The organism is Erwinia sp. AC075 (genome assembly GCF_979253995.1).
Genome location: NZ_CEEDEU010000001.1, coordinates 50,862 through 65,037, shown reverse-complemented (window position 1 = coordinate 65,037; position 14,176 = coordinate 50,862). Strand labels below are relative to the sequence as shown.

Sequence of the window (14,176 nt, the reverse complement as noted above, 5' to 3'; positions counted from 1 at the left end):
TTTCTCTCACCATCAGTTCATCAGGGCGCGATAGCGTTCCCGCAGGCGATGCCGTAACACCATCGCCAGCAGGTTCAGCGCCAGAATTATCGTTACCAGCAACAACGCGGTGGCAAAGACCAGCGGACGATCCGCCTGAGCATTCGGGCTCTGGAAAGCCAGATCGTAAATCTGGAATCCGAGGTGCATAAATTTACGGTCCAGATGCAAATAAGGAAACACCGCATCGATCGGCAGTTCTGGCACCATTTTCACCACGCCCACCAGCATCAGCGGCGCGGTCTCTCCTGCTGCGCGCGCCACGGCGAGGATCAGGCCGGTCAGCATCGCGGGAACGGCCAGCGGCAGGGTCACATGCCACAGCGTTTCCGCCTGGGTGGCCCCTAAGGCTAGCGAGCCCTGACGCAGGGATTTAGGAATACGCGACAGGCCTTCTTCAGTGGCGACAATCACCACCGGCAGCGTCAGCAATGCCAGCGTCAGCGAGGCCCACAGCAGGCCAGGCGTGCCAAAGGTGGGGTCGGGCAAGGCATCGGCAAAGAACAGTTTGTCGAGGCTGCCGCCCACCAGCCAGACAAAGAAGCCGAGGCCAAACACGCCGTAAACGATCGAAGGCACACCCGCCAGGTTTACCACCGCAATTCTCACCAGCCGGGTCATCAGGCCGTTTCCGGCATATTCATGCAGCCAGATTGCCGCGATCACCCCCAGCGGCATCACCACGATCGACATCAGCAGCACCATCAGCACGGTGCCGAATATCGCCGGGAACACGCCGCCTTCGCCCAGGCTGTCGCCCTGGGTGCCGCTGACAAAGTGCCAGATCTGCCAGGCCAGATGCAGCCATTTCTCGCCGTAGCTCATCGCATTGGGATACCAGGCGCCGAGGATCTCGTTCATCGCAATGCGGTGCTGCTGGCCCTGAGCATCCCGCAGGATCAGCACCGTGCTGCTGCTTTCATCATTCAGGTCGCTGAGCTGCTGGGCCTTCTGCACAAACTGACGCTGCAGCTCGGCACTGTCCGCCTGATGGATCGACTGTGCCTGCGCCGTGTACTGGTGCTGTTGCTGAAGATGCCGCTGTTGCTGCGCCAGCTGCTCCAGTTCGCTGTTCAGCCTGGCCATGCTCACCCGGCGGATTTTCTCCGCCTGCGACATATGCTGTTGCGACTGTTTTATCCGCTGCTGCAAGGTGCGCATCATATTGCGCGCCACCAGCGGCTGACCGTTCTCCAGCAGGCCGTCGAACCAGCCGTACGCCATGCCGCCGGTGCGACGTTGCAGCGCGATCACCCCGGTAGGCTGCTCGCTGGACACAATCTGGCTGCTTAAGATGCTGTGAAAATCGGAGGCGGCGAAATCGCGGTTGCCGGTTTTAATCAGATAGCGGGTCAGCTCTTGCGGCAGCCCGGCTGGCAACACGCGGCCACTCTCCTCAAGCTGCTGGCGGGAAACCGTCTGTGACTGGGCAACTTCACCCAGCATCTGCGTGGTGCCGACCGTTTGCTGAACCGTATACAGCGTGACCGGATGCGGCCAGAAATACTTCATGCCCTGCCAGGCAAGCAGAGCGATCAGCAAAATAAACGCCAGCAGGCTGACCGCCACCGCGCCACCGGTCAGCCAGCGCCAGCGGTGATTGTTCATCACTCCACTCATAGCGTCTCCTCCTGCTGACTGTAACGCCGGCGTAGGCGCTGGCGGATCAATTCAGCCAGGGTATTTACCGTCAGGGTAAACACCAGCAGCACCAGCGCGCTTAAGAACAGGATGCGGTAGTGACCGCTTCCGGCAGCCGCCTCGGGCATTTCAATCGCCACGTTAGCCGCCAGGCTGCGCACGCCCTGTAATAAACCGCCTTCGGTGACCGGCGTGTTGCCGGTTGCCATCAATACAATCATCGTTTCACCCAGCGCCCGACCAAAGCCGATCATCAGGGCGGCGAAAATGCCGGAAGAGGCGCCCGGCACCACCACGCGAGTGAGCGTTTGCCACTGCGTTGCACCAAGCGCCAGTGAGCCCTGCCCTAGCGATGCCGGCACGCTGAAGATGGCATCTTCCGCCAGGGTGAATATTAACGGCACCAGCGCAAAGCCCATCGCCACGCCGGCAATCAATAAGTTACGTTGCTGATAGCCGCTGCTGAAACGGTCGGCCAGACCCTGGCCAAACAGGCTGTGCTCAATGGCGGGCAGCAACCCCAGGCAGAAGACGCCGGTCAGCAGCATTAGCGGCAGCAGGATCCAGATTTCACGCCCTTCATCACACAGGCGGCGACGCCAGCGCGCAGGCAGTTTCAGCGAGGCCCAACTGCATAAAAGCAGGACGCCAGCCAGCATTAGCGGCAACAGCAGCACGCCGAGCAGTTTGTCAGCCAGTAGCGGGGCCAGCCACAGCCCGGCAATCAGGCCGATGACCACGCTGGGCAATGCGCCCATCATCTCTATCGCCGGTTTCACCCAGCGCCGTAAACCCGGCGCCATAAACCAGGCGGTATACATTGCCGCAGCCAGTGCCAGCGGCGTGGCAAACAGCATCGCCAGGCCAGCCGCTTTCAATGTTCCCATCACCATCGGGACCAGGCTGAATTTGCCCTGATATTCGTCATTAGCCGAGGTCGATTGCCAGACGTAATCGGGCGATGGATAGTGTTCATACCAGACTTTTTGCCAGAGGTTTCGCCAGCTGATATCGGGCCACGGGTTATCAATTTTGTAGTGCTGCAACATGCCGCCGTGCTCCAGCAGCAAACCATCACCCTGCGGCGAAAATGCGCCATTTTCGGCATTGGCAGCCAGCTGGCGTGACAAAATCGCGCCTCTTTGCTTACTGGCATACAGCTTGAGTTCACCGGCGGGGCTGAGCGTGGCAAATACCCGCCGATGCGCCTCGCTGAACAGCAGCCCGCGATCTTCTGCTCCGGCAAACTGGCGGATAGGCTGCAAATGCGGCCCGGTTTCGCTGGCGATATCAAACCACTGCGCAATCCCATTGGCATCGGACAACAGCAACGAGCTTCCGCCGCTCAGTAAGGCAATTCGATGGGGTGCGCTGGTTAAGGTGCGCGTATCGCGCAGAACCGGCCCGTCCGGGGCGATCCGCCAGACGCGGAGAATATTGCCGGCGACGCCGAACAGCAGTTTGCCATCCGGGGAAAGCAGCAGCTGGTTGATATCCGGCACCGCAAGCGTGAATTTCTCAGGCGCAGCGCCTGCCGCATACCGCAACAGCGTGATCTGCTGCGCACTGCCCTGAGCAATCAGCCAGCGATCGTCGGCATGGGCCAGGCTCATGACCGTTGCATTGGCATCGCTGCCCGCTAACGGTCGATCGCCGAGCGGGAATTTCCACACCGGTTCGTCGTGGCTGACGGTTAGCTGTGGCTGAACCAACACCAGTCCGCTGGCGCTATGCAGCAACACGCTGCCATTATCGGCGGACGTCACGGCACTGACTTCGCCAGCGGCAAGCGGAAAGGCCACTGACGGCGGCTGTGCATCAAGCGGGATAAACATGCCCTGTCCCTGGCGGTCAATTCGCCATGCCCACTTTTGCCGGGTATCCATCCCCAGCGCCACTGACGGTGTTGAGGCAGGCAGCCTGATGGTCTGCGCACTGCCAATCGACGGTGACGAGAACAGCGGCACCACCACCCACAGCAGCCAGACAAACAGCAGCAGCATCACCAGCAGGATCGCCAGCCCGCAGACTCTGACGACGCGGCGAGTCAGCCGATCAATAAATTGACGGCGCCGGTCGTTGAACTGGGCGGGAATGGGGGTCGAACTCATGCGTTAAGTGCTTTCCTGTGGGCATTGAAGCCGCTATGTTGCCCGTATGTGGTTAATAAGACAATCAACAATGTCCGTTGGACTTTCCTGCCATACTCTCGCCATAATGAAGTGAGACAATGGCCGGTCAAGGGCAGGATCTTCATACGGAGTAAAAATGGGTCAGGAAAAGCTGTATATAGAAAAAGAATTGAGCTGGTTATCGTTCAATGAGCGCGTTCTCCAGGAAGCGGCAGATAAATCCAACCCCCTGATTGAGCGTATGCGCTTTTTAGGCATTTACTCCAATAACCTGGAGGAGTTCTATAAAGTCCGCTTCGCCGACCTGAAACGCCGCATTCTGATTGGCGAAGAGCAAGGCATTCCCAATACCCCGCGCCACTTACTGAAAAAAATTCAGGCCAGGGTGTTGAAAGCGGACCAGGAATTCGACGGCCTGTACAATGATTTGCTGCTGGAGATGGCCCGTAATCAGATCTTCCTGATTAACGAGCGCCAGCTTTCGCCAAACCAGCAGAGCTGGTTGCGCCACTATTTCAAACACCAACTGCGTCAGCACATCACGCCGATTCTGGTCAATCACGACACCGACTTGATTGAGTTTCTGAAGGATGACTACACCTATCTGGCGGTAGAGATCATCCGTGGCGATCAGATCAGCTATGCGCTGCTGGAAATCCCGTCAGACAAGGTGCCGCGCTTCGTCAACCTGCCGCCGGAAACGCCGCGCCGCCGCAAACCGATGATCCTGTTGGACAATATTTTGCGCTATTGCCTGGGCGATATTTTCCGCGGCTTCTTTGATTACGATGCGCTAAATGCCTACTCGATGAAGATGACGCGCGATGCCGAATACGATCTGGTCACCGAGATGGAATCCAGCCTGCTGGAACTGATGTCCTCCAGCCTGAAGCAGCGTTTAACCGCCGAGCCGGTGCGCTTCGTTTATCAGCGTGATATGCCGGATGCGATGGTTGAGATGCTGAGCAAAAAGCTGAACATCACCAACTACGACTCCATTGTGCCGGGCGGCCGTTACCATAACTTTAAAGACTTTATTACCTTCCCGAACGTCGGCAAGGCCAATCTGGTTAACAAACCGCTGCCGCAGTTGCGCCACATCTGGTTCGACCGTTTCCGCAACGGCTTCGATGCCATCCGTAATCGCGATGTGCTGCTGTATTACCCGTACCACACCTTTGAGCATGTGCTGGAACTGCTGCGTCAGGCGTCGTTTGACCCGGCGGTGTTAGCCATCAAAATCAATATTTACCGTGTCGCCAAGAACTCGCGCATTATCGACGCGATGATCCATGCGGCCTATAACGGCAAAAAAGTCACCGTGGTGGTGGAACTGCAGGCGCGCTTTGATGAAGAAGCGAATATTCACTGGGCCAAACGCCTGACGGAAGCCGGCGTACACGTGATTTTCTCGGCTCCTGGACTGAAAATTCACGCCAAGCTGTTCTTAATCTCACGGCGTGAAAACGGCGAGATTGCCCGTTATGCCCATATCGGCACCGGTAACTTCAACGAAAAAACCGCGCGTATTTATACCGACTACTCATTGTTGACCGCCGATGCGCGTATCACTAACGAAGTGCGCCGGGTGTTTAACTTTATTGAAAACCCTTATCGCCCGGTCACCTTCGAGCATCTGATGGTTTCGCCACAGAACTCGCGCCAGATGCTGTATCAGCTGATCGATAATGAGATCGCCAATGCGCAGAAAGGCATTCAGGCTGGCATCACGCTTAAAGTGAACAATCTGGTGGATAAAGGCCTGGTCGACAGGCTGTATACCGCTTCCAGCGTCGGCGTGAAGGTCGATCTGCTGATCCGTGGCATGTGCTCGCTGATCCCCAATCTGGAAGGCATCAGTGAAAATATCCGCGTAATTAGTATTGTTGACCGCTACCTTGAGCACGATCGCGTCTATATTTTTGATAACGGTGGCGACAAAAAAGTCTATCTCTCCTCGGCTGACTGGATGACCCGCAACATCGATTACCGTATCGAAGTGGCCGTCGCCATTCTTGACCCTATTCTGAAACAGCGGGTGCTGGATATTATTGGCATCCTGTTAAGTGATACGCTTAAAGCGCGCTTCGTAGACAAAGAGTTGAGCAATAAGTATGTTCCGCGCGGCAATCGCCGCAAAGTGCGCGCCCAGCTGGCTATTTACGATTACATTAAATCTCTGGAACAACCTGACTAACTCACTATGCCAATATCCCAGAAAAATACGCCCAAACCGCAGGAATTCGCCGCAATCGACCTGGGCTCGAACAGTTTTCATATGGTGATTGCCCGCGTGGTGGATGGTGCCATGCAGGTGCTCGGCAGGTTGAAACAGCGGGTTCATCTGGCCGACGGCCTGGATCACAATAACGTGCTGGGCGAAGAGGCGATTGAGCGCGGGTTAAGCTGCCTGGCGCTGTTTGCCGAACGTTTGCAGGGTTTCAGCCCGGCCAATGTGACCATCGTCGGTACTCACACGCTGCGTGAAGCGGTCAACGCCGAAGATTTTCTGCGTCGTGCCGCCGATGTCATCCCCTACCCGATTGAGGTGATTTCCGGCAATGAAGAGGCCCGTCTGATCTTTATGGGCGTCGAGCACACGCAGCCGGAGAAAGGACGCAAGCTGGTCATTGATATCGGCGGCGGCTCAACGGAAATGGTCATCGGTGAAGACTTCGAGCCCAAGCTGGTCGAGAGCCGCCGCATGGGCTGCGTCAGTTTTGCTAACCTCTACTTCCCTGGCGGCGTGATCAGCAAAGAGAATTTCCGCCGTGCCCGCCTGGCCGCTGCGCAAAAGCTGGAAACCATGGCCTGGCAATATCGCCTGACAGGTTGGCAGTTTGCCCTCGGCGCGTCTGGCAGCATCAAAGCCGCCTGTGAAGTATTGCTGGCGATGGGTGAGAAAGAGAAGCTCATCACGCCTGAACGCATTGAGATGCTGTACGACGAAGTGATCAAACATAAATCGTTTGATGCCCTGAGCCTGCCAGGCCTGTCTGAAGAGCGCAAAGCGGTGTTTGTGCCGGGCTTAGCCATTCTCAGCGGCGTGTTCGATGCGCTGGCCATTCGCGAACTGCGTCTGTCGGACGGCGCGCTGCGTGAAGGCGTGCTGTATGAAATGGAAGGTCGGTTCCGTCATCAGGATATTCGCAGCCGTACCGCGCAAAGTCTGGCAAATCATTATGCCATCGACAGCGACCAGGCGCGTCGCGTGCTGGAAACCACCGAAAAACTCTACCTTCAGTGGCGCGAACAGAATCCGAAGCTGACCAATCCACAGCTGTCAGCCATGCTGAAATGGGCTGCGATGCTGCATGAAGTCGGACTGACCATCAACCACAGCGGCATGCAGCGCCACTCCGCGTATATCCTGCAAAATACCAATTTGCCGGGCTTTAACCAGGATCAACAAACGCTGCTGGCAACCCTGGTACGCTTCCACCGTAAAGCGGTGAAAGTCGATGAAATGCCTCGTCTTACCCTGTTCAAGAAAAAGCAGTTCCTGCCATTAGTGTTCCTGTTGCGCCTTGCCACGCTGCTGAATAATCAGCGTCAGGCCACCAACACGCCGGACGTGCTGAAACTGGATACGGATGATGGCCACTGGACGCTGACTTTCCCGGTCGACTATTTCAGCCAGAACAACCTGGTACAGCTCGATTTAGAACGCGAGCAAAGCTACTGGAAAGAGGTTACTGGCTGGCAGTTAACGATTCAGGAAGAGAACAAGCCATGATTGTCAGGCCCGATGACTACTACACCGAAAAATATCAGCTTTCCCCGACCCATTCCGAGGTGCTGGAAGCCCTGCAACTGATCGCGCCTGGGCGGGCGCTGGACGTTGGCTGCGGCAGTGGCCGAAATTCGCTTTACCTCAACCTGAAAGGGTTTGAGGTTACCGGATGGGATAATAATCCGGCCAGCCTGGCGCGGCTGAACCAGATTATTGCCGATGAGCAGCTGACCGGGATCGAGACCGCAGAAAAAGATCTCAACGATCTGCGTTTCAACGGCGGCTGGGATTTTGTACTGTCTACCGTGGTGATGATGTTTTTGCAGCCGGAAACCATCCCGCAGTTGATTGCCGATATGCAGGCCAGCACGGTCAAAGGCGGCTATAACCTGATTGTTGCGGCGATGGATACCGACGATTATCCGTGCGATCAGGGCTTCCCTTTCGCCTTCAAATCCGGTGAGCTTAGCGATTACTACCGCAAATGGCACATCCTGAAATACAACGAGCACGTCGGTCAGCTGCATCGTACTGACGAGCACGGCAATCGTATTTCGCTGCGCTTTGCCACCTTGCTGGCACAGAAAGAGATCACGAAAGACTAATCTCTGCGGATTCAGGCTGGCTACATCACTTCTCCACGCCGGCCTGAATCATTTCCTGCAACGGCCTTGCCGCACCGATCGCTTCCCCCTGAAAATAATCCACTCCGAGCTGGCGCAGCGCCTGTTCTGTTTCCAGTGAATTTACGCCACAGGCAATAACGCCCATGCGCTTACTTTGTGCCAGCGCACAGATTGCCGCTATCACCTGATAATTCAGGCAGTCCTGCAGCATGCTGCTGATAAAGCGCGCGTCCACTTTCAGCATATCGCCTTCCAACTCTTTCAGCCTGGCGTAGCCGGCAAACTCACTGCCAAAATCAGTGACCACTACCCGACAGCCCAGTTGCAGCAGCTGTAAAGCTGAACGCCCGCCCCATCTGGCTTGATTCATCAGCGGCGAATCCGCCACCTGGATAATCAACTGCCAGGGCTGCAGGTCATAAAGCTCCAGATACCCTTTGATCTCTTTGGCCAGCGTGGGCCGGCACAAGCTGGAGATAAACAGGGTCACGGCAAAACGGCTGACTGCAAGCCGATCACGCTGCCGGTCGGCAAAGGCCAGCACGTGCTCGAGGGTCCAACGATCCACTTCCCAGCTCAACCCTAGCTCATCCAGTTTCTCCGGGGATAGCGTTTGTCCTGAGCTGTCCTGCATGCTGAGCGTAAGGTCGTAGTAATCATCTCCCCGCACGCCCTGTACCCGCTGTGCCAGGATCGGATAGCCCTGGTTCCGCAGCCTGTCGCGGATCTCATCCATCACCGCCACCTTTTCCGCGATCCGGCGCTGAACCGGCAGACTGTTATTACGCAGCAAGCTTTCCGCGATGCCGGTTCTGAGCGACTGTTCGGCCATGGCACTCATCTCGCCCAACAGCTCGTAAAGATGCGTCACCGGGCGCCGGACGGTGCAATAACTGATGCCAATATCGGGATGGATCGGCAGACCTTCCCAGCGCAGATGGAACGCCTTCAGACTGGCCTCAATGCTTTCTATACGCTGCTGACGAGCGGTGTAATTAAGCCTGATCGCCAGATCAAAGCCGGGCAGCTGGTAGACATCCTCGCCCGGCTGCAGGTCATTGAGCAGATAGTTCGCCAGGCTGCGCTTGTACTGGATGCGCAACCGTAATCCATACATACGGCTGAGCCTGTCGAGTTCCGGGATGCTCAGGTAAAACAGAAGAGTCAGTGGGATTTCATTCAAATCCGCGCTGAGTGCGCGCAGATTGGGTAGGTTGAAAACCGGATCGCTTAAGGCAGCCAGCCTGGTTTTGATTAAGATCCGCCGCTGGCGGGTACTGATCGCCGCCATCATCAGGATCGTCAGACTGAACACCAGCAGGTTCGCCGACATCACCGCCAGATGGTAAGGCTCGGTCTCAGGACAGAGAAACCGGTCGCGTAACTGGTACAGCACCACCAGCAGCACCGCCCAACTCAATGACGTGAAGAGGTAACCAAACCGCATTGCCGACCACAGCATCAGCGGCAGCAGCAAAGGAAGGCCATAATCGCTGGCCAACAGGTTGTCTTCGCTTTGCTGCATCAGCAGCAACATCACCAGCAGAAACGCCACCAGCGAGAGCCATGCCACACACTCATACGGGTGGAGATTGGCCGCCCGTTGATGGGTAAGCCGACAGTAAATCACCCGAATAAATCGCGGCTTGCGGATGCAACGGATAGCAAAGTAGTAAATCTGCACCATCGTCACGCAGGACAGCAGTACGGATTGGTAATTAAGCAGCGTGTGCAGGGTGAATAAGCCGGGGGTAAAAACCGTGCCATCCAGCGCGACCACGCCCGTGGTTGCCACGCCCTGCATACCAAAGATGAACAGCGTTGGCATCAGAAAAGCCAGCCAAAGCAAACGCACCTGTGCCAGGCTCAGGCCACCATAATCCGCCTTACCGCGCCGGCCAGCATGGAGTTTATAGCCCTTCATACCCAGCGCCAGCACGGCAAGCGTAACGCTAATAATCAGCGCGGCGGGCAGCGGGCTAAAGCGCGAGAAATAGTACAGGCTCAGCACCAGCGCAATTCCCGGCATCGCTCGCCAGTCAAAAACCAACAGCATGGCAAGGTACATGGCCAGTGGCAGATAGATCAGATAGACATAGCCGCCTTCAACCACCAGCCGGATGGAGAGCTGGGTGGAAAGCGGCATCAGCAGCAACGGTAAAATCAGGGGCAACCCGAAGGCGCTTTGGCTGAAGCGGGAGATCCAGTGTGTGATATTCATGGTGCTCGACAGGGTGGCAAAAACGTCAGGCCATAACAGGTCTTTGCACGTTTCTCGGGGTCGGATTCGGTTATAGTAAAGTCAGCAGTTAAGGAAAAATTGATTTAAATCAAACCTGGCTGATTTGCTGTCGTTAATGCCGACGCGTTTAAGCAAATGATCGTTTAGCCTTGTCAAAATCTGATTTGGCGCAATCTGTTGGCCCGCGCGCAGCCTCAACGTTGACCTGCTGGGCTGGCTGTGCCTAAATTGTATTAATGCCTGCGGGCTTTTTTCAGGAACCGATGCGTGAATAGCGCTATGTCATTTAGAAAACGTCGTAAAACCAGCCATATGACCCGAATTATATTGCTGGTGAGCTTTATTATCTTAGTGGGACGGTTAATTTTTGTGGTGCCCGGTGCCATCAAACATCATCAGCAAAAAAATCAGGACGTTGCTGTGCCTACCGTCATAACGAAATAATCGGCTCTGCCATCGTATTCCCCCCAGGGAGTTGCTATAAAAATGCGACTTCTCTCACTCTTTTGCCTGATTTGAGCAATACTTACCGTCTCGCTCGTCTTTTGCCAGACACAAGGGAATTTTTATGTCTGTAGCCTTATCCCATGCCCAGCAACTTGCTGAAATCCGTGGCCGTATCCTCAATCTGCTGTTAAATGACGGCGATCTGGTCGATACGCTGCTTGAACGTCCGCTAAATGAAACACCTGCCGAGGCCAGGGCGCACGAGGAACAGGCGGAAGAGATCAGGCAGTATATTCCCCTGCTGCACGCTGCGGATATTGCTGACCTGCTGGAAGCCCTGCCGGAAGATGAACGCCTGGCATTGTGGCATCTGATTGACACCGAGCGCCGCGGGATGGTGCTGGTCGAAGCCTCTGAAAGCGTCTGGGACAGCCTGATCGAAGAGATGAGCGACCGCGATTTGCTGCGCGCCATCGCTCCTCTGGATATTGATGAGCAGGTTTACCTGTCAAAATATCTCTCGCGGGATTTAACCGGCCGACTGCTGACCTCCCTGGATCCGGCGTTACGCTCCCGCGTGCTGGAAGTCATGGATTTCGATCGCGATCGCGTCGGTCGCATCACCGACTTCAAGCTGATCACCATGCCTGCTGACGTAACCCTTGCCACCGTGCAGCGTTACCTGCGGCGTAAAAAATCCATTCCTGATGGCACCGATAAGCTGTTTATCACCGATGAGCACAACACCCTTTTAGGTGAGCTGGCGCTGACTGACATTCTGCTGAACAAGCCGAAGAAGATGGTTCATGAAGTGATGAACGACAAACCGACCACCTTCCGCATCGATGATAAGGCGGAAGATGCCGCCGGGGCCTTCGAACGTTATAACCTGATCTCTGCGGCGGTTATCGATGCCAAGGGCAAGTTAATGGGCCGCGTGACCATTGAAGATGTGGTCGACCTGGTCAACGAAGAGAACGACAGCAACATCCGTAAAATGGGTGGGGTAAACCCGGATGAGGACGTGTTCGCGCCGGTACGTAAATCGGTGCGCACGCGCTGGACCTGGCTGGCCGTTAACCTGTGTACCGCGTTTGTCGCCTCACGGGTGATTGGATTATTTGAAGGCACCATTTCGCAAATCGTCGCCCTTGCGGCACTGATGCCGATTGTCGCGGGCATCGGCGGCAATACCGGTAATCAGACCATTACCATGATTGTCCGTGCTCTGGCATTGCACCAGGTCGAACCGGGCAACTTCTCCTTCCTGATTGGCCGTGAGCTTGGCGTAGCGCTGATTAACGGATTGTTCTGGGGAGGCATTATGGGCGGCGTCACCTGGGCGATGTACGGCAATCCGGCGCTGGGCGGCGTGATGATGCTGGCGATGGTGCTGAATCTGTTGCTGGCGGCGTTAATGGGCGTGCTTATCCCGTTGATGATGACCAAATTCAAAAGGGATCCGGCGGTCGGTTCCAGCGTATTAATCACCGCGCTGACCGACACCGGCGGCTTCTTTATTTTCCTCGGTCTGGCGACGATTTTCCTGATCCACTAACCGGTCTGGCTCCGCCCAGCAGCCTGATAACGGACATAAAAAAGCCCGCGATTACGCGGGCTTTAGTTTCAACGTTCAGAACGGGTTAGCTGAGCGCTATTCCCACTCAATCGTCGCCGGTGGTTTACCTGAAATATCGTAAACCACACGGGAGATGCCGTTGATTTCGTTGATGATGCGGTTAGAGACGCGGCCGAGGAATTCATACGGCAGGTGCGCCCAGTGCGCGGTCATAAAGTCGATGGTCTCTACCGCACGCAGAGAAACAACCCAATCGTATTTACGGCCATCGCCCATCACGCCAACGGAGCGCACTGGCAGGAACACGGTGAACGCCTGGCTGACCTTGTTGTACAGGTCGGCTTTGTGCAGCTCTTCAATGAAGATGGCATCCGCACGACGCAGCAGGTCACAGTACTCTTTCTTCACTTCGCCCAGCACGCGAACACCCAGGCCGGGGCCCGGGAACGGGTGACGGAACAGCATGTCGTGAGGCAGACCCAATTCCAGACCGATTTTGCGCACTTCGTCTTTGAACAGCTCTTTCAGCGGCTCAACCAGACCCAGCTTCATCTCTTTCGGCAGTCCACCCACGTTGTGATGCGACTTGATCACGTGCGCTTTGCCGGTGGCAGACGCAGCAGACTCGATCACGTCCGGATAGATGGTGCCCTGCGCCAGCCATTTCACGTCCTGCAGCATGGTGGCATGCTCGTCGAACACTTCAACGAAGACGCGACCAATGGTCTTACGCTTCGCTTCAGGTTCGTCGATGCCAGCCAGCGCATCAAGGAAACGGTCTTCAGCGGCAACGTGAATGATGTTCAGACCGAAGTGGTCACCGAACATATCCATTACCTGCTCGGCTTCGTTCAGACGCAGCAGGCCGTTATCCACGAACACGCAGGTCAGGCGGTCACCAATGGCGCGGTGCAGCAGCATCGCGGTCACAGAGGAATCCACACCGCCAGACAGGCCGAGGATAACTTTGTCGTTACCCACCTGCTCACGCAGACGCTCAACGGTGTCTTCGATGATTTTTGCCGGTGTCCACAGCGCTTCACATTCACAGATATCGCGAACAAAACGCTCCAGCAGACGCAGGCCCTGACGGGTATGCGTCACTTCCGGGTGGAACTGCACGCCGTACAGACGCTTCTCTTCGTTGGCGATAATCGCGAACGGACAGGAATCCGTGCTGGCAACGGTGACGAAATCAGCCGGAATAGCGGACACTTTGTCGCCGTGGCTCATCCAGACATCCATCAGCGGCTTGCCATCTGCGCTCAGGGAATCTTCGATGCCACGGGTCAGAGCGCTCTGCAAGGCAATTTCAACCTGTGCATAGCCAAATTCACGCTCGTTAGAGCCTTCCACTTTGCCACCCAGCTGCATTGCCATGGTCTGCATGCCGTAGCACACGCCCAGCACCGGCACGCCCGCATTGAAGACATACTCAGGCGCACGTGGGCTTGCGTGCTCGGTGGTGCTTTCCGGGCCACCAGAAAGGATGATGCCGTTCGGGTTGAACCCGCGGATCTGCTCTTCGGTGACATCCCACGCCCACAGTTCACAGTAGACGCCCAGCTCACGCACGCGGCGTGCAACCAGCTGCGTGTACTGCGAGCCGAAATCAAGGATCAGAATGCGATGTTTATGAATATTTTCCGTCGTCATTGGGCTATTCCAGGGCGATATAACAAATTCAGGGAGAAGGAGTAAAACGCCCGGCTAAGCCGGGCGTGGGGTTCAGCGATG

General features: G+C 56.2%; 9 protein-coding genes. 5 read left to right on the top strand and 4 right to left on the bottom strand.

Features of this window, described 5'->3' with window-relative positions; all coding sequences use genetic code 11:
• Positions 1 to 12 precede the first annotated feature (12 nt).
• Entirely contained in the window at positions 13 to 1,659 is a 1,647-nt protein-coding gene (gene pstA, locus AC0IXH_RS00235; protein WP_013203373.1) for a phosphate ABC transporter permease PstA, read from the bottom strand.
• On the bottom strand, positions 1,656 to 3,791 hold the full coding sequence (locus AC0IXH_RS00230; protein ID WP_471719725.1) for an ABC transporter permease subunit: 2,136 nt from the start codon (positions 3,789 to 3,791) through the stop codon (positions 1,656 to 1,658). Before AC0IXH_RS00230 ends, pstA begins: the two co-directional genes overlap by 4 nt.
• 157 nt (positions 3,792 to 3,948) lie before the next feature.
• On the opposite strand from AC0IXH_RS00230, the gene ppk1 reads away from it, so the two are divergent.
• The 3 genes from ppk1 to tehB are packed head-to-tail and all read left to right on the top strand — an operon-like array spanning position 3,949 to position 8,150.
• Positions 3,949 to 6,009 carry a polyphosphate kinase 1 gene (ppk1, locus tag AC0IXH_RS00225; RefSeq protein WP_013203375.1) on the top strand — a complete coding sequence of 687 codons (2,061 nt, stop codon included), beginning with the start codon at positions 3,949 to 3,951 and terminating at the stop codon, positions 6,007 to 6,009.
• A 6-nt stretch (positions 6,010 to 6,015) separates the two neighbouring features.
• The gene (ppx, locus tag AC0IXH_RS00220) at positions 6,016 to 7,548 is read left to right on the top strand and encodes an exopolyphosphatase (RefSeq protein ID WP_013203376.1); all 1,533 of its coding nucleotides are present in this window, start codon (positions 6,016 to 6,018) and stop codon (positions 7,546 to 7,548) included.
• Positions 7,545 to 8,150 carry a tellurite resistance methyltransferase TehB gene (gene tehB / locus AC0IXH_RS00215; RefSeq protein WP_151036790.1) on the top strand — a complete coding sequence of 202 codons (606 nt, stop codon included), beginning with the start codon at positions 7,545 to 7,547 and terminating at the stop codon, positions 8,148 to 8,150. The genes ppx and tehB overlap by 4 nt, the downstream gene beginning before the upstream one ends.
• Positions 8,151 to 8,175: 25 nt before the next feature.
• On the opposite strand, the gene AC0IXH_RS00210 is transcribed toward tehB, so the two are convergent.
• Complete coding sequence (locus tag AC0IXH_RS00210; protein ID WP_471719724.1) at positions 8,176 to 10,392, bottom strand: EAL domain-containing protein; 2,217 nt, start codon at positions 10,390 to 10,392, stop codon at positions 8,176 to 8,178.
• 288 nt (positions 10,393 to 10,680) lie between these two features.
• Between AC0IXH_RS00210 and AC0IXH_RS00205 the strand changes: the two genes are divergently transcribed.
• Both AC0IXH_RS00205 and mgtE read left to right on the top strand, forming a co-directional pair.
• Positions 10,681 to 10,857 (top strand): YfgG family protein, encoded by a 177-nt coding sequence (locus tag AC0IXH_RS00205; protein ID WP_013203380.1) that lies wholly within the window; start codon positions 10,681 to 10,683, stop codon positions 10,855 to 10,857.
• 124 nt (positions 10,858 to 10,981) lie between these two features.
• Positions 10,982 to 12,418 carry a magnesium transporter gene (gene mgtE / locus AC0IXH_RS00200; RefSeq protein ID WP_346566305.1) on the top strand — a complete coding sequence of 479 codons (1,437 nt, stop codon included), beginning with the start codon at positions 10,982 to 10,984 and terminating at the stop codon, positions 12,416 to 12,418.
• A gap of 96 nt (positions 12,419 to 12,514) precedes the next feature.
• Here mgtE and guaA read toward each other — a convergent pair whose 3' ends face one another.
• Positions 12,515 to 14,095 (bottom strand): glutamine-hydrolyzing GMP synthase, encoded by a 1,581-nt coding sequence (guaA, locus tag AC0IXH_RS00195; protein ID WP_013203382.1) that lies wholly within the window; start codon positions 14,093 to 14,095, stop codon positions 12,515 to 12,517.
• Positions 14,096 to 14,176 lie beyond the last annotated feature (81 nt).